27 protein-coding genes and 2 pseudogenes are annotated in these 25,613 nt (G+C 53.4%); 16 read left to right on the top strand and 13 right to left on the bottom strand.

The features are described from left to right. From AFK62_RS11325 to AFK62_RS11305, 5 genes are read left to right on the top strand one after another with little or no spacing between them, the layout of a single operon-like run. Positions 1 to 1,272 carry a F390 synthetase-related protein gene (locus tag AFK62_RS11325; RefSeq protein WP_200908869.1) on the top strand — a complete coding sequence of 424 codons (1,272 nt, stop codon included), beginning with the start codon at positions 1 to 3 and terminating at the stop codon, positions 1,270 to 1,272. After that, the gene (locus AFK62_RS11320) at positions 1,269 to 1,886 is read left to right on the top strand and encodes a phosphatase PAP2 family protein (RefSeq protein ID WP_007668648.1); all 618 of its coding nucleotides are present in this window, start codon (positions 1,269 to 1,271) and stop codon (positions 1,884 to 1,886) included. Before AFK62_RS11325 ends, AFK62_RS11320 begins: the two co-directional genes overlap by 4 nt. Further along, positions 1,879 to 3,000, top strand: a complete 1,122-nt coding sequence (locus tag AFK62_RS11315; RefSeq protein WP_032984164.1) for a sterol desaturase family protein — start codon at positions 1,879 to 1,881, stop codon at positions 2,998 to 3,000. The genes AFK62_RS11320 and AFK62_RS11315 overlap by 8 nt, the downstream gene beginning before the upstream one ends. Further along, positions 2,993 to 4,084 carry a fatty acid desaturase family protein gene (locus tag AFK62_RS11310; RefSeq protein WP_007668652.1) on the top strand — a complete coding sequence of 364 codons (1,092 nt, stop codon included), beginning with the start codon at positions 2,993 to 2,995 and terminating at the stop codon, positions 4,082 to 4,084. The genes AFK62_RS11315 and AFK62_RS11310 overlap by 8 nt, the downstream gene beginning before the upstream one ends. Continuing rightward, a complete protein-coding gene (locus tag AFK62_RS11305) occupies positions 4,074 to 5,189 on the top strand; it encodes a fatty acid desaturase family protein (protein ID WP_007668654.1) in 1,116 nt (371 codons plus the stop codon). The genes AFK62_RS11310 and AFK62_RS11305 overlap by 11 nt, the downstream gene beginning before the upstream one ends. A gap of 4 nt (positions 5,190 to 5,193) precedes the next feature. Here AFK62_RS11305 and AFK62_RS11300 read toward each other — a convergent pair whose 3' ends face one another. After that, complete coding sequence (locus AFK62_RS11300; protein ID WP_007668656.1) at positions 5,194 to 5,538, bottom strand: RidA family protein; 345 nt, start codon at positions 5,536 to 5,538, stop codon at positions 5,194 to 5,196. Positions 5,539 to 5,660: 122 nt separating this feature from the next. Between AFK62_RS11300 and AFK62_RS11295 the strand changes: the two genes are divergently transcribed. The 5 genes from AFK62_RS11295 to rnd all read left to right on the top strand — a co-directional run bounded on the left by AFK62_RS11295 (position 5,661) and on the right by rnd (position 12,044). After that, entirely contained in the window at positions 5,661 to 7,571 is a 1,911-nt protein-coding gene (locus AFK62_RS11295; RefSeq protein WP_007668658.1) for an ATP-dependent DNA helicase, read from the top strand. A gap of 69 nt (positions 7,572 to 7,640) precedes the next feature. Next, positions 7,641 to 8,336 carry a tRNA (adenosine(37)-N6)-threonylcarbamoyltransferase complex dimerization subunit type 1 TsaB gene (tsaB, locus tag AFK62_RS11290; RefSeq protein WP_053531912.1) on the top strand — a complete coding sequence of 232 codons (696 nt, stop codon included), beginning with the start codon at positions 7,641 to 7,643 and terminating at the stop codon, positions 8,334 to 8,336. 40 nt (positions 8,337 to 8,376) lie between these two features. Beyond that, entirely contained in the window at positions 8,377 to 8,961 is a 585-nt protein-coding gene (locus tag AFK62_RS11285) for a Slp family lipoprotein (protein ID WP_007668666.1), read from the top strand. 205 nt (positions 8,962 to 9,166) lie between these two features. After that, complete coding sequence (gene fadD / locus AFK62_RS11280) at positions 9,167 to 10,852, top strand: long-chain-fatty-acid--CoA ligase FadD (protein ID WP_007668668.1); 1,686 nt, start codon at positions 9,167 to 9,169, stop codon at positions 10,850 to 10,852. Between the two features lie 70 nt (positions 10,853 to 10,922). Beyond that, entirely contained in the window at positions 10,923 to 12,044 is a 1,122-nt protein-coding gene (gene rnd, locus AFK62_RS11275; RefSeq protein ID WP_129232617.1) for a ribonuclease D, read from the top strand. Between the two features lie 104 nt (positions 12,045 to 12,148). On the opposite strand, the gene minE is transcribed toward rnd, so the two are convergent. The 3 genes from minE to minC are packed head-to-tail and all read right to left on the bottom strand — an operon-like array spanning position 12,149 to position 13,951. Continuing rightward, a complete protein-coding gene (minE, locus tag AFK62_RS11270) occupies positions 12,149 to 12,415 on the bottom strand; it encodes a cell division topological specificity factor MinE (protein WP_004384978.1) in 267 nt (88 codons plus the stop codon). Positions 12,416 to 12,418: 3 nt separating this feature from the next. After that, entirely contained in the window at positions 12,419 to 13,231 is an 813-nt protein-coding gene (gene minD, locus AFK62_RS11265; RefSeq protein ID WP_007674017.1) for a septum site-determining protein MinD, read from the bottom strand. Positions 13,232 to 13,255: 24 nt separating this feature from the next. Beyond that, positions 13,256 to 13,951, bottom strand: a complete 696-nt coding sequence (gene minC, locus AFK62_RS11260; protein ID WP_007674021.1) for a septum site-determining protein MinC — start codon at positions 13,949 to 13,951, stop codon at positions 13,256 to 13,258. A 125-nt stretch (positions 13,952 to 14,076) separates the two neighbouring features. Between minC and AFK62_RS11255 the strand changes: the two genes are divergently transcribed. From AFK62_RS11255 to AFK62_RS11245, 3 genes are all read left to right on the top strand, one after another. Beyond that, a complete protein-coding gene (locus tag AFK62_RS11255) occupies positions 14,077 to 14,352 on the top strand; it encodes a YcgL domain-containing protein (RefSeq protein WP_032984472.1) in 276 nt (91 codons plus the stop codon). A gap of 119 nt (positions 14,353 to 14,471) precedes the next feature. Then, positions 14,472 to 15,131 (top strand): fumarylacetoacetate hydrolase family protein, encoded by a 660-nt coding sequence (locus AFK62_RS11250; RefSeq protein WP_053531911.1) that lies wholly within the window; start codon positions 14,472 to 14,474, stop codon positions 15,129 to 15,131. A gap of 88 nt (positions 15,132 to 15,219) precedes the next feature. Next, positions 15,220 to 15,666 (top strand): YcgN family cysteine cluster protein, encoded by a 447-nt coding sequence (locus AFK62_RS11245; protein ID WP_007674029.1) that lies wholly within the window; start codon positions 15,220 to 15,222, stop codon positions 15,664 to 15,666. Between the two features lie 23 nt (positions 15,667 to 15,689). Here AFK62_RS11245 and AFK62_RS11240 read toward each other — a convergent pair. Next, positions 15,690 to 16,076 (bottom strand): annotated as a pseudogene (locus AFK62_RS11240) (tyrosine-type recombinase/integrase); the annotation flags it as partial. Between AFK62_RS11240 and AFK62_RS21865 the strand changes: the two are divergent. Beyond that, positions 16,027 to 16,346 (top strand): annotated as a pseudogene (locus AFK62_RS21865) (phage tailspike protein). The pseudogenes AFK62_RS11240 and AFK62_RS21865 overlap by 50 nt on opposite strands. A gap of 225 nt (positions 16,347 to 16,571) precedes the next feature. Next, a complete protein-coding gene (locus AFK62_RS22210) occupies positions 16,572 to 17,852 on the top strand; it encodes a hypothetical protein (RefSeq protein WP_129232610.1) in 1,281 nt (426 codons plus the stop codon). 40 nt (positions 17,853 to 17,892) lie between these two features. Here AFK62_RS22210 and AFK62_RS11235 read toward each other — a convergent pair whose 3' ends face one another. The 8 genes from AFK62_RS11235 to nhaB form a co-directional block, all read right to left on the bottom strand. After that, positions 17,893 to 19,719, bottom strand: coding sequence for a hypothetical protein (locus AFK62_RS11235; RefSeq protein ID WP_053531910.1), 1,827 nt, complete (start codon positions 19,717 to 19,719; stop codon positions 17,893 to 17,895). Beyond that, positions 19,716 to 20,060, bottom strand: coding sequence for an EamA family transporter (locus AFK62_RS11230; protein WP_032984474.1), 345 nt, complete (start codon positions 20,058 to 20,060; stop codon positions 19,716 to 19,718). Before AFK62_RS11230 ends, AFK62_RS11235 begins: the two co-directional genes overlap by 4 nt. Continuing rightward, a complete protein-coding gene (locus AFK62_RS11225; protein ID WP_007674041.1) occupies positions 20,057 to 21,010 on the bottom strand; it encodes a glycosyltransferase family 2 protein in 954 nt (317 codons plus the stop codon). Before AFK62_RS11225 ends, AFK62_RS11230 begins: the two co-directional genes overlap by 4 nt. A 444-nt stretch (positions 21,011 to 21,454) precedes the next feature. After that, complete coding sequence (yncL, locus tag AFK62_RS21285) at positions 21,455 to 21,547, bottom strand: stress response membrane protein YncL (RefSeq protein WP_071884317.1); 93 nt, start codon at positions 21,545 to 21,547, stop codon at positions 21,455 to 21,457. A 161-nt stretch (positions 21,548 to 21,708) separates the two neighbouring features. After that, positions 21,709 to 21,978, bottom strand: a complete 270-nt coding sequence (locus tag AFK62_RS11220; protein WP_369834728.1) for a hypothetical protein — start codon at positions 21,976 to 21,978, stop codon at positions 21,709 to 21,711. Between the two features lie 185 nt (positions 21,979 to 22,163). After that, positions 22,164 to 22,253, bottom strand: a complete 90-nt coding sequence (locus tag AFK62_RS22850) for a hypothetical protein (RefSeq protein ID WP_226991905.1) — start codon at positions 22,251 to 22,253, stop codon at positions 22,164 to 22,166. Positions 22,254 to 22,403: 150 nt separating this feature from the next. Further along, positions 22,404 to 22,937 carry a disulfide bond formation protein DsbB gene (gene dsbB, locus AFK62_RS11215; RefSeq protein ID WP_007674050.1) on the bottom strand — a complete coding sequence of 178 codons (534 nt, stop codon included), beginning with the start codon at positions 22,935 to 22,937 and terminating at the stop codon, positions 22,404 to 22,406. 135 nt (positions 22,938 to 23,072) lie between these two features. After that, on the bottom strand, positions 23,073 to 24,635 hold the full coding sequence (nhaB, locus tag AFK62_RS11210) for a sodium/proton antiporter NhaB (protein ID WP_007674052.1): 1,563 nt from the start codon (positions 24,633 to 24,635) through the stop codon (positions 23,073 to 23,075). Positions 24,636 to 24,845: 210 nt separating this feature from the next. On the opposite strand from nhaB, the gene fadR reads away from it, so the two are divergent. Beyond that, the gene (gene fadR / locus AFK62_RS11205; RefSeq protein ID WP_053531909.1) at positions 24,846 to 25,565 is read left to right on the top strand and encodes a fatty acid metabolism transcriptional regulator FadR; all 720 of its coding nucleotides are present in this window, start codon (positions 24,846 to 24,848) and stop codon (positions 25,563 to 25,565) included. Positions 25,566 to 25,613: the final 48 nt, after the last annotated feature.

Here is a 25,613-nt window from a genome sequence, read left to right as displayed (position 1 = left end):
ATGCTCTGGCACTATTTCCGTGTGCGGCGACTGCGTTTTCGCACCCGCGAGGCGCTGGAGCGTTATCAGCACAAACAGCTACAACGCTTTGCCAGACGCGTGCTGACCAAAAGCCCGTGGTTCAGTCGCTACATTTCGCTGCCTTTTAACCAGTGGCCGGTCATGGACAAGGCGCTGATGATGACCCATTTCGATGAGATGAACACCGGCGGGCTTCGGGCCGATGCAGTCATGGCGTGTGCGTTGCAAAGCGAGAATGACCGAAACTTTACGCCGACGGTGGGGCGCTACAGCGTGGGGCTGTCGAGCGGGACATCGGGGCGGCGCGGTATTTTTGCCGTAAGCCCTGAAGAACAAACGCTGTGGGCAGGTGCGATGCTTGCCAAAATGCTGCCTGATGGGTTGTTTGCAGGCGAGCGGGTAGCGCTATTTTTACGCGCCGACAATAACTTATATCAGAGCGTCAACAGCCGCTGGCTGAGCCTGACCTTCTACGATCTGTTTCAACCCTTCGACACACTGCTGACGCGTCTTGAAGCCGACGCGCCGTCGATTATTGTCGCACCGGCGCAGGTGTTGCGTGCGCTGGCGCTGGCGGTGCTGGCAGGCAAGCTTAACGTGGCGCCGAAAAAAGTGATTTCCGTGGCGGAAGTGCTCGACCCGCAGGATCGCGCGCTACTGGCGCAGGTGTTTACGGATGTGGGCGAGGTCTATCAGGCGACCGAAGGCTTTCTTGCCGCCACTTGCGCACACGGTGTGCTGCATCTTAACGAAGCGTTTATTCACGTTGAAAAAGCGTGGATCGATGCGCGCCGTTTTGTGCCGCTTATTACGGATTTTACCCGCACCACGCAGCCCATCGTGCGTTACCGGCTGGACGATGTGCTGGTGGCGCGCGATACGCCGTGTACCTGCGGCGATCCTTCCCTTGCCCTTTCGCATATTGAAGGGCGGCAAGACGATCAACTGGTGCTGCCGGACGGGCAGGGCGCAGAGCGCGTGATTTTCGGCGATCTGTGTAACCGGGCGCTGGCGCGCGTGCTGCCGCTCACGGCCGATTACCGGTTGATTCAGGAAGGCACAGAGTGCCTTACGCTGATAGTGGAAGGGGACGAAGCAACGCTCTCCAGCGCCCAGGCCGCGCTGGTCGCGCTTTTCCAGCAGCAGGGCGTGGCGTGCGGACATTTACGCTGGACACATTTATCTGCCATCCCGGATGCTTTACCCGGCGCCAAGCGGCGGCGGATCCTGCGCGTCAGGGAGCCGTCATGAACGAGACGTGCTATCGCCTGAAGGCGCTGTTGCTGGGGTGGGGCTCGGTGGGCGTCGTCTATAGCGCAACGGATCTGCTCCAGCGTGCCGGGCATAAACTGCCGCCGCTTTGGATTGACCGGCTGATTGATTTTTCGCCCTCCGCCGTCTGGCTCTATCTCTCTTTTTTTATTCTCATCCCGCTGGGTTACTGGCTCACGCCGCGCTCGCAGGTGAAATGGCTGATGCATGCGACCCAACTGGCCGCGTTATTTGCCGGTGTGGTGTATCTGAGCTGGCCAAGCACGATGGATTATCCGCTCGTGAGCGGCGAGGGCGTCAGCGTTGACCTGTTACGAACGCTGATGGCGCTTGATTCCACACAGAACTGTTTTCCGTCGCTGCATATGGCGCTCACGGTGTTGATGCTCTGGGGGATCTGTAAACGCGGGCAGCGGCGGGTCACTGTGTTTGCGGTGCTGTGGGGGGCGGCCATCGCGGTCTCCATTTTGCAACTGCGACGGCATCTGTTTATCGATCTTGTCGGGGGCGCAGCCCTCGCGCTGCTGGCAGGCGGGCTTGCGGAAAAAATATTATCTCACCGGAAAGTACAAAATGAATGGAATCATGAATGAGTTAACGCTGCCTATTGTGGTGATGCTGGCGCTGGTCTTCGGCGAGGCGTTACTGGTGAAATGGCGCGGTCATACATCGGTCAACTGGCGCGACGTGGTATTTAACGTGAATTCCGGGCAGATGATGCTGTGGTTGTTTCGTGGCCTCGAAGTGCTCTGCTATGGGGTAGTCGCACGCACTGCAAGCGTCGATCTTTTTGAAGGAATGCAGGCTGCCGTCGTGTGGCTGTTCGCCTTTATCGCCTGGGATTTTGGGTTTTACTGGCTGCATCGACTGCATCATCGGTGGCCGCTTCTTTGGGCGGTGCATAGCGTGCATCATCACGGCGAACATTTTAACCTGTCGCTGGGGGTGCGGAATTCCTGGTATTCGTCGCTAACCTCCATTCCGTTTTTTATGTTGCTTGCCGTGGCGGGCGTGCCGCTGTCGGTATTTCTGTCCGTTTCTGTAATTCACTACAGCGTGCAGTTTTTTAATCATAACGCGCTCATCGGGAAGCTCGGGATACTGGAACGGCTCTTTGTGACACCGTCACATCATCGCGTGCACCATCTGTGCGAGCGCCGTTACGCTGACAGTAATTACGGCGGCACGTTTATTTTCTGGGACAAGCTTTTCGGCTCCTTTAGCCATCAGCCCCCGGCTCGAAGCGCGCACCAGTACGGAGTGAAAGGCTATATCGCCTCAGCGAATCCGCTTCGCGAGAGCAACGCGCCTTTTGCGCGGCTGCTGGGCGTTCGGCTGACACCGCCGCAACCCGCCTGTACCACAGGTGCTACGCCGCGCGTTATCGTCAGCGGTACGCTGCTGCTGTTCGTGCCGGTTATCGGGTATATTGCGCGTTATGGCTATGGTTATGAGCATATCGGCAGTGAACAGATCGCGCTGTTTTTACTGCTGGCGAGCGCGTCGGTCATGCTCGGACTGATGAGCGACGGACATCGCGCGGGCTACGCAGGCTGGGCCATGGTGACTTGCCTGATGCCGCTTTTGTGCCTTGGCATTTTTGGCTGGCAGACGCTTTTGTGGCAAATCAGCCTGCCGACTCTTGCGTTACACGGCATGATGGCGCTGCTGCCAGGGTTGAAAATGAGAGCGCTGCGCCATGAATAATGCGTTGATTCCCTTGCGTTTTAACGACGCGGACGAAGGGGCGTTTCATCAGGCGCTGCAAGCGCAGGCGAAGCGTTACCTTACGGATAGCGGCGACCATCGGTTTGCCAACCGTCGCGCGTTTATCAAAGCGGGGCTTATCCTTGCAACCGGCGTTGTGTGTTACATCCTGAGCCTGCGCACGTCGCAACCGGTATTTTTCGTCGCAGGGTATACGGCGTTTGCGCTGCTCATGATGTGGCTTAACATTGATGTTAATCACGATGCGTCGCACCAGACATTTACCCGCCACCGCATCTGGAATGCGTTTATCAGCCGGGCGGTGACGCTTCCTACCGGCATTGAGCCAGTGTACTGGCGCGTGCGCCACGTCAGTTATCATCACCGTTACGCCAATATCGAACACTACGATCTGGATACCGAAGAGAACGGCATTTTCCGTCAGACGCCGTTTCAGCGCTGGCGCCGCTGGATGCGCTTTCAGCGCTTTTACTGGCCGCTTATCGCCGCTTTATCCCTGAGCTGGATAGGCGTGGTGTTTGACTGGGCCGACAGGCTTGGTCGTACGCCCCTTCAGGCGGAACGCCTGCTGCCAGGCGCGCGCGGGTGGGCGGCGTTTATTTTCAGTAAAACCGGGCATCTACTGCTGATGCTGGGCCTGCCTGTCATGATGGGGCACAGCGTCTGGCTGGTGCTCGGTATCTATTGTCTGACCCAGATGTGCACGTCGCTGCTGGTGGTGTTTTTGCTGCTGGGAACACACTGGGCCGGGGCGGCGTTTTATCAGGCGCCTGAGGGCGACACACCGGTGATGGCGCACGGCTGGTATTACCACAATTTTACGACCGCCTGTGACTGGCATACCCCGCAGCGCTGGCTTGAGACATTCACCGGCGGGTTGAACTATCACCTCACGCACCATCTTTTCCCCGGCTGGCATCACCGGCACTATCCGATGCTGTCGCGGATTGTCAGTACGCTTGCCCGGGAACACGGTTTGCCGTACCGCTGTATCAGCTATAGCGACCTGCGCGCGGCGCAGCGGATCTTTCTCGCCCGCATGGGAGCGCCGCATGCCGCGTAACCTGCCGACGGATGACGTTGAACGTCACGATCCGGCGCTGCATAAGGCGTTTCGCACAGCCTGTCAGCGTTATCTGGCGACCCGGCGCGATCACCGCTTCGCCAACCCAGGAATGTGGCTCAAGCTCGTATTCCTCGCGCTGTGCGGCGCGGTGTGTTACTCGCTCTGCCTGACGTCGTCTGGCCTGTTTGCTTTCGCGCTCTGCTATGTTGGTTTTCTCTTTTTCGCCATGATGCTGGTGGTGAATGTCCTGCACGACGCCAGCCACAACGCGTTTTGCCGGAGCGCGCGGGCAAACGCCTGGCTTGGGCGGATCATTAGTGTGCCGCTGGGGCTTGATGCCGACAGCTGGCAGGTGCGGCACGTGCAGTTTCATCACCCGTATACCAATATTCAGGGATACGACCCGGATATTGATGAAAATGGCGTGCTCTGTCAGACGCCGTTTCAGCGCTGGAAGCCGGTGATGCGCTACCAGCATCTTTACTGGCCGCTGGTGACCGCGCTCACGTTTCCGTGGTATGCCTGGTATATGGACTGGCGCGACCGACTGGGTGAAACGGCGTTTACGCGCCATTTGCCTCATCCGGGCGCAAAGGGCGTGATGCTCTTTCTGCTGCTTAAAGGCGCGCATTTTCTGCTGGCGCTGGGGCTCCCGGCTCTGACGCTTGCAGGCACAGTGTCGTTACCTGGTTTACTGGCGGTCTATCTGGCAAGCCAGATGCTGGTCTCGGCGCTCTTTGTCTCGCTGCTTATCGGCACGCACTGGGCAAAAGGGCATTTTTACCCAACGCCTGAGAAAAAAGCGGTGCCGCACAGTCCCTATCATCACGCGTTTGCCACCACGTTTGACTGGGAGACGCGCCCGCGTCTGTTAGGGTACTGGCTTGGCGGGTTGAACCTGCACCTGACACATCATCTGTTTCCTGCCTGGAGCCATCGTCATTTTGCGGCGTTAAGCGTCATTATTGATGAGGTGGCAAGCCAGCACAGCCTGGAATACCGGCGTGTTTCGGTTGGGGATTTGCTCCGCCTGCAGCGAGGCCATTTAAAGCGGATGGGCAAGGGAACTGAGAGCACCGCCACCGACGAGCGGCAGCGGTAACCGGCTACAGCGCGGCGATGATTTTGATTTCTACTTTATAGCGCGGATTCATCAGGCGGGCCTGCACGGTGCAGCGTACCGGAGCTGAGCCTGCCGCTACCCACGCATCCCAGGCTGCGTTCATCGCCTGAAAATCGTCACCGTCAGCAAGAAAAATGGTCGCATCCAGAATGCGCGTTTTGTCGCTGCCCTGGGATACCAGCATCGCGTCAATCTGGGTGAGAATATCTGCCGTCTGGGCGCGGGCGTCCGCGTCGAGGTTCTCCGGCACGCCGGTATAATAAATCGTCTGGTTATGAATGACCGCGTCAGACCAGCGGGCTTCCGGATTGATTCGTTTGATAGTCATCAGATTTTCCTTTTATTCATCCAGGGGCAAGCCTGCCATAAAGCGCGGCCGACGTCATCACTTCGGCTGGCGTAAGCGTTGCCGCCCTGACATAATCACTGGCAATTTAACCAGGGGGCAGTGTGACGGACGATTTTGCAGCAGATGGCCAGCTAGCCAAAGCGATACCCGGCTTTAAACCGCGCGAGCCGCAGCGCCATATGGCGCAGGCGGTCAGCGCCGCGATTGAGGCCGCCGCGCCGCTGGTGGTCGAGGCGGGCACCGGAACCGGTAAAACCTACGCGTATCTCGCGCCTGCACTGCGCGCCGGAAAGAAGGTTATTGTCTCAACCGGTTCAAAAGCGCTGCAGGATCAGCTCTACAGCCGTGATTTGCCGACGGTTGCCAAAGCGCTTGAATTTAAAGGCCGTCTGGCGCTGCTGAAGGGGCGTTCTAACTATCTCTGTCTGGAGCGGCTTGAACAGCAGGCGCTCGCGGGTGGCGATCTGCCGGTACAAACCTTAAGCGACGTTATCCAGCTACGCGGCTGGGCCAACGAAACCGTTGACGGGGATATCAGCACCTGCGGGCGCGTGGCGGAAGACGCTCCCGTCTGGCCGCTCGTCACCAGTACCAACGATAACTGTCTTGGCAGCGACTGCCCGCTTTATAAAGACTGCTTCGTCGTAAAGGCGCGTAAAAAAGCGATGGATGCGGATGTCGTGGTGGTAAACCACCACCTGTTTCTCGCCGATATGGTGGTCAAAGAGAGCGGTTTTGCAGAGCTTATCCCCGAGGCGGACGTCATTATCTTCGATGAAGCCCACCAGTTGCCGGATATCGCAAGCCAGTATTTTGGCCAGTCGCTCTCGAGCCGCCAACTGCTCGATCTTGCCAAAGACATTATCATCGCGTATCGCACCGAAGTTAAAGACACCCAGCAGTTGCAAAAATGCGCGGATCGTCTGGCGCAAAGCACCCAGGATTTTCGCCTGCAACTAGGCGAACCGGGCTTTCGCGGCAATTTGCGCGAACTGCTGGCGGATGCGTCTATCAGCCGCGCGCTGCTGCTGCTCGACGATGCGCTGGAGCTTTGTTACGACGTGGCGAAGCTGTCGCTTGGCCGCTCGGCGCTGCTGGATGCCGCCTTTGAGCGCGCCACCCTCTACCGGGCGCGCCTGAAACGCTTAAAAGAGATAAACCAGCCCGGTTACAGCTACTGGTATGAGTGCAACTCGCGCCACTTTACGCTTGCGCTCACGCCGCTGACCGTGGCCGACAAATTCAAAGACATCATTGCCCAGAAAGGCGGCAGCTGGATCTTCACTTCCGCGACGCTCTCGGTAAATGATGAACTGCACCACTTTACCGACCGCCTCGGCATTCCTGAGGCACAAACGCTGCTGTTACCAAGCCCGTTCGACTATGCCCGCCAGGCGCTGCTTTGCGTACCGCGCGGCCTGCCGCAGACGAACCAGCCGCAGGCGGGCAAAGCGCTCGCGCGAATGCTGCAACCGCTGATCGAAGCCAACCAGGGGCGCTGTTTTATGCTCTGTACGTCTCACGCCATGATGCGCGAGCTGGCGGAGCAGTTCCGCGCCACGATGACGCTGCCGGTGCTGTTGCAGGGCGAAACCAGCAAAAGCCAGCTGCTTGAACAGTTCATCAGCGCGGGGAATGCGCTGCTGGTTGCAACCAGCAGTTTCTGGGAAGGGGTGGATGTGCGCGGCGACGCGCTGTCGCTTGTCATCATCGACAAACTGCCATTCACATCGCCGGAAGATCCGCTGCTGAAAGCGCGTATGGAAGATTGCCGTCTGCGCGGCGGCGATCCGTTCGATGAAGTGCAACTGCCGGATGCCGTTATCACGCTTAAGCAGGGCGTTGGCCGCCTTATCCGCGACGTCGACGACCGCGGTGTGCTGGTGATTTGCGACAACCGGCTGGTGATGCGTCCTTATGGCGCCGTGTTCCTGAAAAGCCTGCCGCCGACGCCGCGCACCCGCGATATCAGCGAGGCCGCACGCTTTCTCACCGACGCCGCGCGGCAGTAATTTATGCCAGACTGTGATAAGATGCGCCCCTTTTTGAACCACCACGACGCGTAAGAGTGTTATTGATCCATGCGAATTCTGGCTATTGATACCGCCACCGAGGCCTGTTCTGTTGCCTTGTGGGATAACGGTAAAACGTCCGCCCTTTTTGAACTCTGCCCGCGCGAGCACACCCAGCGTATTCTGCCGATGGTCAGTGAGATCCTCACTGGTAACGGCGTGGCGCTGACGGCGATGGACGCGCTGGCCTTTGGCCGCGGGCCGGGAAGCTTTACCGGCGTGCGCATCGGTATTGGCATCGCGCAGGGGCTGGCGCTTGGCGCCGAACTGCCGATGGTGGGCGTGTCGACGCTGATGACAATGGCCCAGGGCGCGTGGCGTGAAAGCGGCGCGACGCGCGTGCTCGCGGCAATCGATGCCCGCATGGGTGAGGTTTACTGGGCCGAATATCAGCGTGATGAAAACGGCGTCTGGCAGGGTGAAGAGACCGAAGCGGTGCTCAAACCGGAGGCCGTCGCTGAGCGTGTGAAAACGCTGGAGGGTGAATGGGCGACGGTCGGCACCGGCTGGCAGGCGTGGCCAGATCTGGCGAAAGAGAGCGGACTGACGCTTATCGACGGTAAGGTAACGCTCCCTGCCGCGCAGGATATGTTGCCGCTCGCATGCTGGCTGTTCGAACAACATCGCATTGTTGCTGTCGAACATGCAGAACCGGTCTATCTGCGTAACGAAGTTGCGTGGAAAAAATTGCCAGGCCGGGAATAACACCCCGACGCGAGCCGCGGGCGGGTTTAAGGAGTCGCTTATGGTGGGTCAACAATCAATGATGCGCAGTGGCATTCTGGCGCTCGGCGCGCTGTTCCTTAGCGGGTGCGTCAGCGTACCCGACGCGATTAAAGGCACCAGCCCGACGCCGCAACAGGATTTAGTGCGTGTAATGAACGCGCCGCAGCTTTATGTCGGTCAGGAAGCGCGCTTCGGCGGGCGGGTCGTGAATGTCGATAATCAACAGGGTAAAACTCGCCTTGAAATCGCGACACTGCCGCTTGACAGCGTGGCCCGGCCGCTGCTTGGTCAGCCGTCTCGCGGACGCATTTATGCTGATGTCAGCGGTTTTCTCGACCCGGTTGATTTCCGTAACCAACTGGTGACGGTGGTTGGCCCGATTACCGGAACGGCGGAAGGCAAAGTTGGCGCCAGACCCTACAAATTTATGGTCATGCAGGTGAATGGCTTTAAACGCTGGCGCGTGACACAGCAGGTTGTGATGCCGCCGCAGCCCATCGATCCGTGGATGTGGGGCGGGCGACCCGGCTTTGGTTATGGCTATGGCCCCTGGGGCTGGTATAATCCCGGCCCGGCTCAGGTTCAGACCGTCGTAACTGAGTAACGCATTGATTTAGTAGATAAAATAAACAGCGGCTGGTCCGCTGTTTATTCGTTTTATCGGTATAACAAAAATAATTAGTGACGCGCTTCGCAACCTTAAATCAGGCGAATTAATAAACTGGTACAATGAGTTAATATTATGTTAACGCCGTGTTTATTGTTTTGGGGTTGTGATGACGACGAATAATACATTCAGAGGTGACGCATTGAAGAAGGTTTGGCTTAACCGTTATCCGGCGGATGTTCCGGCTGAGATAAACCCGGACCGTTATCACTCCCTGGTGGATTTGTTTGAGCAATCCTGTACACGTTTCGCCGATCAGCCCGCTTTTACGAATATGGGCGAGGTGATGACTTTCCGAAAACTGGAAGAACGCAGCCGTGCCTTCGCCGCCTGGTTACAACAGGGCCTGGGCCTGCAAAAAGGCGACCGTGTCGCGCTGATGATGCCTAACCTGCTGCAATACCCGGTAGCGCTGTTTGGTATTCTGCGCGCCGGGATGATCGTCGTGAACGTCAACCCGCTTTATACCCCGCGCGAACTGGAGCACCAGCTGAACGACAGCGGCGCCAGCGCTATCGTTATCGTCTCTAACTTTGCCCACACGCTGGAGAAAGTCGTCGATAAAACTCAGGTGAAGCATGTCATCCTGACGCGCATGGGCGATCAACTCTCCACGGCTAAAGGGACTCTGGTAAACTTCGTGGTGAAGTACGTGAAACGCCTGGTGCCGAAGTATCACCTGCCGGACGCCATTTCGTTTCGCAGCGCGCTGCATAACGGCTATCGTATGCAGTACGTTAAACCGGAAGTCACGCCAGACGATCTCGCCTTCCTGCAATATACCGGCGGCACAACAGGCGTGGCGAAAGGCGCGATGCTTACCCACCGGAATATGCTCGCCAACCTGGAGCAGGTGCTTGGCACATATGGCCCGCTGCTGCATCGTGGCAAAGAACTGGTGATAACCGCACTGCCGCTTTACCATATTTTCGCGCTTACCATGAACTGCCTGCTGTTCATTGAGCTGGGCGGTCAGAATGTCCTCATCACTAACCCGCGCGATATTCCGGGGCTGGTGAAAGAGCTGGGTAAATACCCGTTTACCGCGATGACTGGCGTTAACACGCTGTTCAATGCGCTGCTGAACAATAAAGAGTTTCATAAGCTGGATTTCTCCTCACTGCATCTGTCCGCAGGCGGCGGCATGCCGGTACACCAGGCAGTCGCTGAACGCTGGGAAAAACTCACCGGGCAGTTCCTGCTGGAGGGCTATGGTCTGACCGAATGTTCGCCTCTTGTGAGCGTTAACCCACACGATATCGACTACCATAGCGGCAGCATTGGCCTGCCTGTGCCGTCTACGGAAGTGAAACTCATCGACGACGAGGGCAGGGAAGTGGCACCCGGCGAGCCAGGCGAGCTGTGTATCAAAGGCCCGCAGGTGATGCTCGGTTACTGGCAACGCCCGGATGCGACCGACGAAATTATCCAGGATGGCTGGTTGCGCAGCGGCGATATCGCAGTAATGGACGAAGAGGGTTTCCTGCGTATTGTCGATCGCAAAAAAGATATGATTCTGGTTTCCGGGTTTAACGTCTATCCGAATGAAATCGAAGATGTGGTGATGCAACACAGCGGCGTGCAGGAAGTCGCGGCGGTGGGCATTCCGTCGGAGGCGAGCGGGGAACTTGTGAAAATCTTCGTGGTGAAGAAAGAGGCGACGCTTACCGAAGAGGCGCTGATCACCTTCTGCCGTCGTCACCTCACCGGCTATAAAGTACCGAAACAGGTAGAGTTTCGTACCGAACTGCCGAAATCCAACGTCGGTAAAATTTTACGACGAGAACTACGTGACGAAGCGCGCCGGGCAGGTGACAATACTGCCTGAGCTGCAATCACGTCGCCCTGACGCCGGTTCTACCGGCGTTTTTTTTGGGCGCAGACAAAGAGAGAGCGATTTGAATTACCAGATGATAACCACCAATGACGCGCTTGCGACGCTGTGCGAAACCGCCCGTACGCAGCGCGCGCTGGCGCTGGACACCGAATTTGTCCGTACCCGCACCTATTACCCGCAGCTGGGGCTCATCCAGCTTTATGACGGCGAAAATGTCGCATTAATTGACCCCCTGACCATTACCGACTGGGCGCCGTTTCAGGCGCTGCTGCAGGATCAGAATGTCACCAAATACCTCCATGCGGGTAGCGAAGATCTGGAAGTATTCCAGAACGCGTTCGGCATGATGCCCGATCCATTTATCGACACGCAGGTATTAGCCTCGTTTGTCGGCCATCCACTCTCCTGCGGTTTTGCGACGCTTGTGGAACACCACACCGGCGTGGTGCTGGATAAGAGCGAATCCCGTACCGACTGGCTGGCGCGTCCGCTGACTGAGCGCCAGTGCGACTACGCGGCGGCGGACGTCTGGTATCTTCTGCCGATCGCACACAAGCTGATGGAGCAGGTGCGCGAGGCCGGCTGGCTGACGGCGGCGATTAACGAGTGCCGCCTGATGACGCAACGGCGCCGCGAGGTGCTGGACCCTGACGAGGCCTGGCGTGAAATCAACAACGCCTGGCAGTTACGCACCCGTCAGCTCGCCTCCCTGAAACTACTGGCTGGCTGGCGTTTGCGTAAAGCGCGCGAGCGGGACATGGCGGTGAATTTCGTGGTGCGAGAAGAGAATCTCTGGAAAGTGGCGCGCCACATGCCGGGCTCGCTTGGCGAACTCGACAGCCTGGGGCTGTCCGGGAGCGAAATTCGTTTCCATGGCAAGACGCTGGTTGCTCTGGTGGCCGAGGCGCAGGCGCTGCCGGAAGAGGCCTTGCCGGAGCCGCTTGCCAACTTAATTGACATGCCGGGTTATCGCAAAGTGTTTAAAGAGATCAAGGCGCTGGTGCAGGAGACGAGTCAGGCGCATCACATCAGCGCTGAACTGATGGCGTCGCGTCGCCAGATTAATCAACTGCTGAACTGGCACTGGAAACTGAAACCGCAAAATCAGTTACCGGAGTTAATCAGCGGATGGCGCGGCGAGTTATTAGGCGAATCATTAAAAACACTGTTGCAGCAATATTAAGTGTGAGTACTGTAATTATTCACAGGAAAACAAAGCGTCACTGAGAATATATACAGTGCAGGCATTAAAAAAATACCCCGGCTTGACCGGGGTATTTTTTAACGTTATTTCGTTTCTTCCGCTTCGGGAAGCGTCACGTTAAGTTCCAGAATCGAAATATCGTCGCCTTTTTGTTCCAGCTGTACCGTAACCATTTCCGGATCAATCTGAACGTATTTGCAAATGACTTCCAGAATATCCCGCTTCAGCTGCGGTAAATAATGCGGTTCGGCGTCGCTACGACGACGCTCGGCAACAATAATTTGTAAGCGCTCTTTGGCGATACTGGCGGTGTTCTTTTTTCTGGAGAGAAAAAAGTCGAGTAATGCCATAACTTATCCTCCGAACAGGCGTTTGAGGAAACCTTTCTTCTCTTCTTCAATGAAGCGGAAAGGACGTTCTTCTCCCATCAGGCGATCAACGGTATCGGCGTAGGCTTTTCCTGCGTCGGAGGTGATATCCAGGATGACCGGCTCGCCCTGGTTTGAGGCGCGCAGCACGGACTGATCTTCCGGGATAACGCCCACCAGAGGGATACGCAGGATCTCCAGCACATCTTCCATACTGAGCATATCGCCTTTGCTGACGCGGCCCGGGTTATAGCGGGTCAGCAGCAGATGCTCTTTGATCGGCGCTTCGCCGTTTTCGGCGCGGCGCGATTTGGATGCCAGGATGCCGAGGATACGGTCGGAGTCGCGCACGGAGGAGACTTCCGGGTTGGTGGTAATGATGGCTTCATCGGCAAAATAAAGCGCCATCAGCGCGCCGGTTTCGATACCGGCAGGGGAGTCGCAGACAATAAAGTCGAACTCCATCTTTTTAAGCTCATCCAACACTTTCTCCACGCCTTCACGGGTCAGCGCGTCTTTATCACGCGTTTGCGAAGCGGGTAAAATGTAGAGGCTTTCGGTGCGTTTATCGCGAATCAACGCCTGATTCAGCGTGGCATCGCCCTGAATTACGTTCACGAAATCGTATACGACACGGCGTTCACAACCCATGATCAGATCAAGGTTACGCAGGCCGATATCGAAGTCGATAACTACGGTCTTCTTTCCCTTCTGGGCCAGACCCGTAGCGATGGCCGCGCTGGAGGTGGTTTTGCCAACGCCCCCTTTACCTGATGTAACTACAATAATGCGTGCCATAAAGGAATTCCTTGTTAAAAGGGCTTAATTTAATGGTTGAACCGTCAGCGCGCCGTCGGCCAGACGCAGGCGAGCCGCTTTGTTGTAAAACTCGGCCGGGATTTGATCGCTCAGCCAGTAAACCCCGGCAATGGAAACCAGCTCCGCCGCGAGGTTTATTGAAAAGATCTGTGCTTCTTTATCGCCGCTGGCACCCGCAAGCGCACGCCCGCGCATGGTGCCATAAACGTGAATATTGCCGTCGGCAATCAGCTCCGCACCTGCACTAACGTGGCTTGTGACCACCAGGTCGGCGTCGGGCGCGTAGATCCGCTGGCCAGAACGCACCGGCAGATCGATTAAACGGGTTCGGGGAGCGGGTGCTGGCGGCGCGGCGGGCGGTTCAGCAGGCCGTGCGGCGCGCGGCGCGCTGGCCTTTCCCTCGGTGAGCAGGGCGAGGCCCGCACGAGAGATTTCCGCTTTCAGCGCTTCATTCTGACAGCCGCTGATGCCGACCAGATGCAGCCCGCTTGCGATAAACGTCTGATGTAACTGCTGCCAGTTTATCGTCCCGTCGAGCCCCGCAACATTCACCACTACCGGCGCATTTTTGAGAAAGGCCGGCGCCTGAGCAATTTTTTCTTCAAGTGCCTTACGAATAACCTCGGGGTGAGCATCATGCAAATGAACCACTGATAAGGTGAAACTACTGCCTTTTAGCTCGATGGGCGTGTTTGACATCCTGGCCTTACTCAATTCAGTTTAAATCCCCACCGCAGTGGGATGATATTCCGAAGCACATCAGGCATGTTATAGTCAGCCTTATATTCAGGCAAGTAACCATCTGGCTAAATTAGAGTAAAAACATGTTTTGTGTGATCTATCGAAGCGCGCGTCGCGAACAAACTTATCTTTATGTTGAAAAAAAAGACGATTTTTCGCGCGTGCCGGAAGAATTGATGGCGGGATTCGGTCAGCCAATTATGACGATGATGCTACCGTTAGACGGCCGTAAAAAATTAGCGCATGCCGACCTTGAGAAAGTGAAAGCCGCGCTTAAAGAGCAAGGTTATTATTTACAGATGCCGCCGCCGCCAGAAAATTTGTTAAAAGAGCACCTCGAATCGCTCGGTAAAAAATAGGGGTACGCGCCGTTTCACCGACGGCGCGTTTTTTTGCGCGCCTGCGCGGTTTGACATTTCGCGCTGCCGGGACGAATAGTTACGTACTATCAACACATCTTTAAACGCAGAGGGAAGCTATGTACCAACATCATCACTGGCAAGGCGCGCTGCTGGATTACCCTGTAAGCAAAGTGGTTTGCGTGGGCAGCAACTATGCAAAACACATTCAGGAAATGGGCAGCGCGACGCCGGAAGAGCCGGTGCTGTTCATTAAGCCCGAGACGGCTTTATGCGATCTTCGCCAGCCGCTGGCGCTGCCGCAAGGACTTGGCTCGGTGCATCATGAGGTTGAGCTGGCGGTGTTGATTGGCGCGACGCTGCGCCAGGCAAGCGATGAACATGTGGCAAAAGCGATCGCGGGGTACGGCGTCGCGCTCGATCTCACACTTCGTGATATTCAGGGCAAAATGAAAAAAGCGGGGCAGCCGTGGGAGAAAGCGAAGGCGTTCGATAATTCCTGCCCGATCTCCGGCTTTATCCCGGCAGGTGAGTTTTCCGGCGACCCGCAAAACACGCCGCTTAGCCTGCGGGTGAACGGAGAGGTACGCCAGCGTGGCAACACGGCGGATATGATCCACCCCATCGTGCCGCTTATCGCTTATATGAGCCGTTTCTTCACGTTACGCGCAGGCGACGTTGTTCTCACCGGCACGCCGGAAGGCGTCGGCCCGCTCAGCAGCGGCGACGCGCTGGAAATAACGTTCGACGACCACACCCTGACGACTCGCGTACTGTAAAGATGCCGCCCCCGGGGCGGCAATGCTTGCATCCCGACGCCAGAGTGTTTATAAGGTGCAGCTTAATTTTTGATGCGCGGACACTGTTATGACCGAAACGCCTTTCTGGCAGCGTAAAACCCTGGATGAGATGAGCGACGCCGAGTGGGAATCCCTCTGTGACGGCTGCGGCCAGTGCTGTCTGCATAAGTTGATGGATGAAGATACCGACGAAATCTATTTCACCAACGTCGCCTGCCGTCAGCTCAACATCAAAACCTGCCAGTGTCGTAACTATGAACGCCGCTTTGAGTATGAGCCAGACTGCATCAAGCTGACCCGTGATAATCTGCCAACCTTTGAATGGCTACCGCCTACGTGCGCCTATCGCCTGCTGGCGGAAGGCAAAAACCTTCCGGTATGGCACCCGCTGCGCGCCGGTTCGAAAGCCGCGATGCACGCTGAACGTATTTCGGTTCGTCATATCGCGGTAAAAGAATCAGAAGTTCGCGACTGGCAAGACCATATTTTAAACAAACCGGATTGGGCAGAGTGAAGTGTTGATATGAAAGGGATTTCTTACTGCTGATTGACTGCCGGGGGCATCTGTGGGGCATTTCCTCCAAAATTAGCGTTGAGTATACTCATCTGATCTACGTTGTTATCGCTCATCCATTTCCCGTAAACGCTGTAAACCATCTGAGCCGAATTGTGACCCATCTGCGAAGCAATGAAGTTTGGGTTGGCGCCAGCGCTTAATGCCCAGCAGGCGTAAGTGTGTCGAGACTCATATGCCTTCCTGTGTTTTATCTTTGCCCGCTTCAGTGTCTCATTCCATGTAGATCCAAATGACCCAGGAGCATACCAGTCTCCACCCATCCCGTTTCTTGCCGTTAGCCGCGGAACAAAAACGAAAGTGCACTGGTCTGTTCTGGTTCTTCCAAACTCCCTCAGTTTGATTGACACTGACCCAACCATTCCGGCCAATCAAATCCCTGTCTATATTGAGAATGAAGATGGTAGCCGAGTCCAGATTTCTCAGCCATTACGGCTAAATGGCGCAGGAAAGCTCGTATATAACGGTCAACGAGAGTAGTGACAACAAAAGGCTACAGCATGGCTATCTATGATAGCTATGATGCGCTGATCGAATACATCGACAACGTATTAAGCTATGACCCTGACCAGCTACGCCTTCAGTTAATCAGCCCCGGCGGAGACAAGATTGTCGCCTGATCGTTCGGCGGCACTGTATTCAGCGATTACTCTCTTAGCGGCATCAAAAAGAAGGCTACGTTCGGACTTGGCGGAACTGTTAACTCATCTACGGAAGCAGCCTTTTATGCTACAGAAGGGCTATGGTACGTTTATAAAGGCAATATGTTTCCAGTATCCGTACCCTCGATTCCGGATACTAACTGGCGCTGTGTTGGACGACTGAATGGATACCCGGTTTATGATGTGCGAAATTGGGGCCTGGTCGGTGATGATTTCACCGACAACACTGCAAATTTCATTCAAATGCTCAGTAAAATAAATACTGATTATGTGACTCTTGAGTTTCCTTCAGGGATATTCCGTTATACGGACTTAGGTAAAATAACCAAAAACAGAATCACATTGGCCGGAAAAGGAAGCATGCAGACCATACTGAAATGCATGAATTCATCATCTGACCACACAGCCTTTGATATTGATGCTTGGCCCGATCCAATTAACCCCTCTCAACCATATGTTGACTCGTTTAACCTTCGTGGTATTCACATCGAAGGTAACTCATCAACATTGAACGTCATTGTTGCTCAAGGTATTGCGCGCTGCATATGGGAAGATGTGTCTGTATGGGGAACTAAGTCTACTGGCACGGGTATCGCTATGAAGAGCGTCCAGCTTGGGCGTTTTTCAAATCTGATGTGCTCTAAGTACCGTAATTTATCAGGTCCTACAGTTAACGCGCCTCAGCTGGGTATGCTTCTGACTGTGGGAACGCGAGCGGGCGGCGGGGAAGGAAGCCCAACAAATAATAATTTCATTAGCTTATATATGGAGGGTCTGGCTCGCGGGCTCAATATGATGTGGGGAGATGGTAACCAATTTCTTGGGGGATCATGCGAAACAAACAGCGAGTACGGGACAAACATCAATTCAAACTGCCGCTTCAATACATTCATTGGCATGGGCAATGAAAACCTCAACGCGTCAACCGGCGACTTTGTGGATCGCGGCAGATATACAAAATTCCTGAACTGTTATTCAAGCCAGCGATTTGTTGCGCAGGGTTTTAATGGCCTTATCGATGGCGGGTATTTTGAGTTAATAGAGGTTCAATCAGTAGCAATAGGTTACGAAGTTAAAAACGTGGTAGTAAAAAACTGGAATACTGGCTCCGGTGGTTTTACAGACTCAGGGTCAGGAACCAGAAAAAGAAGCATATATGACATCAAGTTATCAAGCTTTATCAATACAACTGATGTAAGAACGGCTGCTACTATGAGCCTCACTCCCGTAACCGGCGGAACGAGAGGAACCTGGGTTAATGATACTAGGCTGCCATGCACTGTATATATCCAAGGTACAGCTTCAATAACACAGGCTATGGTATCTAGAGATGGCAACGCTGTTAATATCCCAACATCATCCATACAGGCAGTTCGGCTAGAAGCGGGTGATACCATAACTCTTACGTGGTCATCCAGCGGCCCCGGCCCAACGCTGTCCAGAAGGGCTCACACTGAAGGTTAAAATAAAGGCCCCGTGAGGGGCCTTAACTTGGTGTGTTTTCCTATTTAACCTCAGTTAAATGCAGTATCCCATCTTTATCATAATCAGCTTTGTATATAGCAAGTTCGTCTTTTCTCTCCCCATCTTTAAAGTGAGAAGAAAATAAATCCCAGAACTGCTGATCCGCTTTGTAAATTGCCAAATATTTGTAACCCTTCATGGATTGCGAAAGGCTCTGATCGCATGTCCAAACATCGCTTTCATAATACTTTTTACCTAACGTCCAGCACCAGTTATTTGCCTTAAACGGCTGCATTTCATAGGTGAAAGCTAGCTTTTCAAGGCCTTTGGTGTTTTGGGCAATGAAGTAAACTGAATCGCCTGGCTTGAGTTTCTTCCAGATCATGTCAGACAAGCGCGAAACATCCTTCCTGAGGACTGCTTTTTTCTGTTCTGGGCGAATCTTCTGAAGGTCAAGCCGGTAATATCCAGTAACGCCATACACTGGAAGAGCAACAGCCAGGATGGCAATTAGCGAGTATGCGCTCCTGAAACCTCTCCAGCTCAAATCGACAAGTTTGTATAACAGGAATGATGCCCAGGCTATTAAAAATGTGCCTGCATATCTTTCAAAGGATGCAAGTCTTTTAGATTCAAACTCCGAAAAGTATGCAATATAGCAATAGACCAGGAAAGCTATATAAGACGCGAACATCAATGGCAGGATTGCTGCGATAGCGGTTTCCTGAAGCCTGCGACCTTTACTCATAATTGCGATAGGTGCAATCATTGCTACACCAATCATAAAAATGGTTAAAGGGCGGAAGTGAAGAGTTGCATAACTAAAATAGAGCGGGTTTAAGATACGCGTATTAAGTTCCGCAAGCGTCACCGATATCTTGTCCTGCATAGCAGCAGACGCCCAATTTATTGGTCCAGAAGCGCTAAAGACTGGCGTGACATCAACACTGCTAAGGTATAAGGACCATGACTTAAATGATACCAGTAGCACTGCAAGACATAACACTGATAGTTTAAAAGCCTCTATCAACCTGCTCTTAAAACCACCATTTTTTCCAAGCGCAATATGTACGAAAGCGCAAGCTATAGCGAATAATCCAAACACCAAACCGATCTGTTTAATCAGTGGCAAAATGAAGATAATCAGAGGCAATAGGTATTTTCTGTCTTTCTCACATGCCGAAACTGCCACGCAGAGCGCAGATAGAAAAGCCACTCCCAAGAGTTGATCTACAAGAACATGCCCTATATCGTATTTGAAAAAGTAGATAAATGTTGATGATGCCGCAAATGCTATAGCGGCCAGTAACACATCCTTTCTTATGACTGTTGCAGATGCAAACAACATCGCTGAATATATATAAACGTTATGAGCTTTGAGTACAGCTGATTCGCTCCATCCTGCCGGGTATACAAAAAGATACTGAGCCAACTGCTGGAAGGGAGGGTAAGCCTTGAATGTATTGGATAATGACGACCCGCCATCGTAAATAGCATTGGTAACAGTCATTATTTTAATGCTTGCACCCCAGAAAGAAAACTCATCCCAATCCGTGAACAAATAATCGTTTTTAACGGAAAGAAATGAAAATATAAAAGGCGCTACGCTGACCAACGCCGCAAGAACATTATTCCACGTCAAATGAATAACAGGTCTTTCTTTGTAAATTGCATAAGTCCCGAGGACGAATCCAAGCGATATGGCGATACCCCAACCTTGCTCAAGGAAACCAAGTATACCGCTAACATAAAGTATGCAAGTGCAGATACTAAGAGTAATGAAAGGGGCCTGCTGCCATTTAAGTTTAGCTACAAATACCAGGTAGATAAAATAGCCAAAAACCGATATTAAAGCCCAGTACATCATGATGCAGACCTTAATGTTATGATGATGCCGACCATGATTAATGCGACACCAATAAAGTATGAAAGGTTAAACTTCTCACCAAGTAAAAAGTGACTACCAACTGGAACCAGGACAAACGCTAGGGCCATAAAAGGATAGGCCTTTCCAAGCTCTATTTTCTGAAGAACCCATATCCACGCCAGCGTAGTTATGCCATACAGCGCAAGTGCAGGAACCAGTATCACAAGGGTATCAAATGAGAACAAGCTGCCGCTCTTGCTTAATGCAGAGGATGATAACTTGAAAAGTATCTGGCCTACAGCGATACCTATGACGCAGGCTATGGTTATTAGGTAAATCATTTCTTATACCTGTTATGAAATGTTCTTCTGGGCGTGTTAGCAATATCATGACCGAAGAAGGCCAGTATCAATTGCAAACCAATTATCACTGGCAGAGCAGCAAGCATAACCGTACCGGAAGTATTTGGTATGTCCGTCCTGATAGCATCAGCCCAATTCACAACACCAACGACAACGCCAAACAAAAACATAGCCAATCCAAGAGGAAGCTCTATTGAGGCAATAGACATGTCTCGTAGGTAGTAGTTATAGAAAACACGCTTGAAAAAGTTTCTACCATGCTTGTAAAGAAAGTCGCCAATGATTTTTGATATCTTAAGGTTGCTTTCTTCTTCCTCATATTTAGCGTCCATTGGCACATCAACCACAACAGCTCTAAGTGTATTCAGGCGGAATAAAATGTCTGATTCAAAAAAGTATCTCTTAGATATTTTACTTAATGGAAGAGACTTAATTGCATCAGTGTGGATTGCGGTATAGCCATTGGTTGGGTCAAATATATCCCAATAACCAGATGAGAATTTTGTCATGAAAGACAATATAGCGTTTCCAAAAATTCTGATTTTCGGCATAGCACTGATATTGTCCAGATTGAAAAAGCGGTTACCCTTGGTGTAATCAGCTTCACCGGCAATGATCGGGGCAGTAAAGTAAGGTATGAGAGAGGGTTCCATCTGGTCATCCCCATCGATTTTTACAACAATGTCGATGCCATCATTAACGGCTGCCTGGTATCCTGTCATCACCGCACCTCCAACGCCCTGGTTAGCCTCATGCTTGATAACCACGACTCTTTCATCTGCGTGATGCTCTAGGACAAAATCTCCAGTTCCTTCTGGGCAGCAATCGTCTACAACGTAGATTTTTTCAACTATTGGGCCAATCTTTCCTATCACATTCAGTATGTGTTTTTTTACCTTGTACGAAGGAATTACCACCGCAACTCTCATTTTGTTTCCTTTCAATGGAATCGATAGCGTTTTCATATTGTAACAGCTTGACCTGAACTGATCACTCTGTCGCCATGGTCGCTCTGGTAAACCATGGGGCATACATGGGGCAAAAAATTAGCGCAAAACAACTCAAAACCTCGGAAGGTGTCGATTCGTCTTGCGCTAATGCATCGCTTGTAGCCTAGTTTTCCACCACATCAACACGCTCCCGCCCTGAGCGGCTGCCTATTTTAAACAAACCGGATTGGGCAGATTAACCTTAAGTACTGGCATTAAGCGCGATACACATCAGCCACGTTAAATAATGCGAGTAAAAAAGCCGCTCATCAGGAGCGGCTTTTTTTATCAGAGACTGACACGCTGCGTATTCTTTCGCCCTAAGGGCAGGGGGATACACCGCGCTGAATGTAATGGGCTGATGACATGCGGCATGCGCGCCTTTCAGAGCCAGCCAAACCTGACGGATAAGGAAAGGAGTAAACCAGCAAAGGCGAACACGTTGAGTAAAACCGCAGTTCTGCTTGAAATCTCCATACAACACTCCGGACTTGTTTGTGACACACGGAGTATAGCTATTGTTTATTACGCTGCATCTACGGTTTACAAAAATCAGACTATTCGGTGAGTTGGCTCTGAGATATTTCTTAAGCAACGCTGAATAATTATATTTTTATTTATTGAACGTTAATAAGGACTCAGTCAGGTTTTGGGAATTGGTCAAGAAACTGGCGGAGCGTATTCGTTTCTTCATCATTCAGTGATAAAAAGCGCGCAATTTGTTCCTGCAGGTGCTCGCAGGGCTGCGCAATGATCGTCATATAGTCATCATTGCCCGGCATACGAATAAGCGACACGCCGCGCAGCATGCCGGAGCACGTCAGTACAGCTTTAATACAAACGTTGTCACGGAGAATCAGAGGGTTCATAGGGCTGAAAAAGGGCTTAGCAAAATCATCTGACCACACAAATAGCACATCTCCAGCCTTGATACAATTCACCTTTTTATAGTGATTGAACTGATAGATTATGGCTATTGTAGCGATAATTAACTCTTTGTTTTAACAGTAAAGATACGTAAAGCCAGAAATGAACGATAAATCGCCGATTGCCGGAAAAGTATACAAAAAAGGCCGCCGCAGCGACCTTATGGTTACTTCTGATTCGGATTCGGTTTTTTATCGCCCGATTCCGGTGCTTCGTTAGGATTATCTTTTTCGACGTTAAGCAGATACTGATTCATCTCGTCCTCCTGTCATTAATGCATTTCCTTAAAAGTATAGACAGGATGCGCCAAAACAAACCAGGCGGCAGGGGACATCGGGGATAAACAATAAAAAACGCCCGCAGACGAGAAGCGCTGCGGGCGTAGAAAACGACGCAAAGCCAGCCTTTAATAGCGGCCGAAGAGATCGCGTTTTTTCGGTTTGAATGCCTGTGCCAGCAGCACAAGAAGGGCGACCAGCAGGTAGGCGGCGAAAATCCCCACCAGCCACTGGGGCATTTCCAGCGTCAGAAACGACCACTGGCGCTCGGCGCAGTCGCCGCTTGCGACAAACACCTGCGGCAGCCACTTATCAAGCGGCAGCCAGCCCGGAAAGCGGGCGGCGAAATCGCAGGTCACGAAGGGGGACGGATGCAGCTGGATCATCGTGTGTTCCCACGCGAGCATCAGGCCCTTCCAGGCGCTGTAGATCCAGATACCCATCGCCACAAAGCGTAACGGGGTTTTCGGTGCAATGGCTCCCACAAGCCCTGCGCCCATGACGCCAAAGAGCGCACAACGTTCATAAATACACAATACGCAGGGTTTCAGCATCATGACATGCTGGAACCACAGCGCCACCATTTCCAGTGCGAAGGCGGTGAGGGCCAGCAACAGCCATGCGCCGCGCCCACGCGAACACTGGTTTAAATATCGCAACATAATGATTATCTCTGCAATCTGCGTTGAACCGGCAGTGTAAACGAAATCCTTTTTGACGCCACTAGCGGCATCAAAAATAACGCACTTATCGAAAGCCTTTAAACAAAAATCGGGCCGCGAAGGGCCCGATTGACGTTAGTGCAGCAGCGCCGTTGTCGCAGGCGTACTGACCAGACCACTTTGCAGCAACCAGTCGGAGAGCGGCAGCAGTGCATATTGCACGCAAACGAGGCCGACCAGTGTCAACACTACCGTATAAGGCAGCGCCATCCAGACCATACGGCCATAAGAAAGACGGATTAGCGGTGCGAGGGCGGAAGTCAGCAGGAACAGGAACGCCGCCTGGCCGTTAGGCGTGGCAACGGACGGCAGGTTAGTACCGGTGTTAATCGCTACCGCCAGCATTTCGAACTGTTTAGCGTCGATAATGCCTTCTTGCAGTGCGGTTTTCGCCTCGTTGATATAAACCGTGCCGACAAACACGTTATCGGAGATTGACGAGAGCAGGCCGTTGAAGAGATAGAACAGCGACAGCTGATTATGCGGCGAAGCTTCCAGCACAAACGAGATAATCGGCGCGAACAGATGCTGGTCGATAATCACGGCGACCACAGCAAAAAACACGGTCAGCAGGGCGGTGAACGGCAGCGCTTCGGTGAAGGCTTTGCCGATCGCGTGTTCGTCGGTCACGCCGCACAGCGACGTGGCGAGAATAATCACTGACAGGCCGATAAGCCCGACTTCCGCCAGGTGCAGCGCCAGCGCGGCAATCAGCCACACGGCGATTAACCCCTGAATGATGAGCTTCATGGTGTCCTGACGGCTGCGTTTCTGGCGGCTCTTATCGTCGTAATCGCGCAGGATCTGACGCACCGGCTCTGGCAGCGGCTCGCCGTAACCGAAGGATTTGGTTTTCTCGACCAGAACGCAGGTCAACATACCGCAGAAAAACACCGGTACGCTCACGGGCGCCACACGCAGCAGGAAGTCGCCGAAGCCCCAGTCCGCCGCATGGGCGATAATCAGATTTTGCGGCTCGCCCACCATCGTCATCACGCCGCCAAGCGCGGTGCCGACACCGGCGTGCATCATCAGGCTGCGCAAAAACGCGCGAAAGCGCTCAAGTGTGGCGCGGCGCTCTTCATCGAGCTGGGCATCGTCCACCAGGTCGTGGCTGTCCTCTTGATTCGACGCGACGCGGTGATAAATGCCATAAAAACCAACGGCCACGCTAATGACAACGGCGACGACCGTGAGCGCGTCGAGGAAGGCTGAGAGAAACGCCGCGGCAAAGCAAAACGAGAGCGACAGCAGCGTTTTAGAGCGTATGCCCAGCAGCAGTCGGGTGAAAATCAGCAGCAACAACTGTTTCATAAAGTAGATGCCCGCGACCATAAAGATCAGCAGCAGCAACACTTCGAGGTTATTCGCCACTTCTTCACGCACATGCTCGGCCGTGGTCATGCCGATAAACAGCGCTTCCACCGCCAGCAGGCCCCCAGGCAGCAACGGATAACATTTAAGCGCCATCGCCAGCGTGAAAATAAACTCGACGACCAGCAACCAGCCTGCGACGAAGGGATTCGCCCAGAACACGAGAGGATTCACAATCAAAAAGCCAAGTAAACAAAGCTTGTACCAGTCCGGAGATTGCCCTAAAAAGTTACGATACAATGCCCGGCCATATGAAATTTCCATGCCATGATCCTTTACGGTTATTTTTCGTTAACATGTCAGGGTACCCGGCAGCGTGGCGGCAATCAAGCAGCAGGCGCATATGGCAGGGCGGCGGGGATTGTTAAAAACCGAACCACGATCCCCTTATTTACATTTCGTCATGCTATCTGCGCCCTGGCGCGTCTGGTATGATGAGTGAATTTTGCATGTTAGGTGTATTGGAAGCTCATTATGGTAATTAAGGCGCAGAGCCCGGCGGGTTTCGCGGAAGAGTACATTATTGAAAGCATCTGGAATAGCCGCTTCCCTCCGGGATCTATTCTGCCTGCTGAACGCGAACTCTCTGAACTGATTGGCGTAACGCGCACCACCCTGCGCGAAGTGTTGCAGCGCCTGGCGCGCGATGGCTGGCTGACTATCCAGCACGGTAAGCCTACGAAAGTGAACAACTTCTGGGAAACCTCAGGCCTCAATATTCTTGAAACGCTGGCGCGTCTGGACCACGAAAGCGTGCCGCAGCTCATCGATAACCTGCTCTCCGTACGTACCAATATCGCGACGATCTTCATTCGCACCGCGCTGCGCCTGCATCCTGAGCGCGCGCATGAAGTCCTTGCGACGGCAGACGAAGTGGAAGATCACGCCGACGCGTTCGCAGACCTTGATTACAACATTTTCCGGGGTCTGGCATTTGCCTCCGGCAACCCGATTTATGGGCTGATCCTCAACGGCATGAAAGGGCTTTACACCCGCATTGGCCGCCACTATTTCTCAAACCCAGAAGCACGCAGCCTCGCGCTCGGCTTCTATCACAAACTCGGTTCGCTCTCACGTGAAGGGTTATACGATCAGGTTTATGACGTGGTGCGCACCTACGGGCGCGAGAGTGGGGAGATCTGGCATCGCATGCAGAAAAACCTGCCAGGCGATCTGGCGATGCACACGCGTTAAGCGCCACACACAAAAAAGGCTTCCCACGGGAAGCCTTTTTGCTGTCCT

It is taken from the genome of Cronobacter condimenti 1330, from assembly GCF_001277255.1.
GTDB lineage: Bacteria > Pseudomonadota > Gammaproteobacteria > Enterobacterales > Enterobacteriaceae > Cronobacter > Cronobacter condimenti.
The sequence above is the reverse complement of the archived record's forward strand: the minus strand, read 5'-3'. Positions and strand labels throughout refer to the sequence as shown.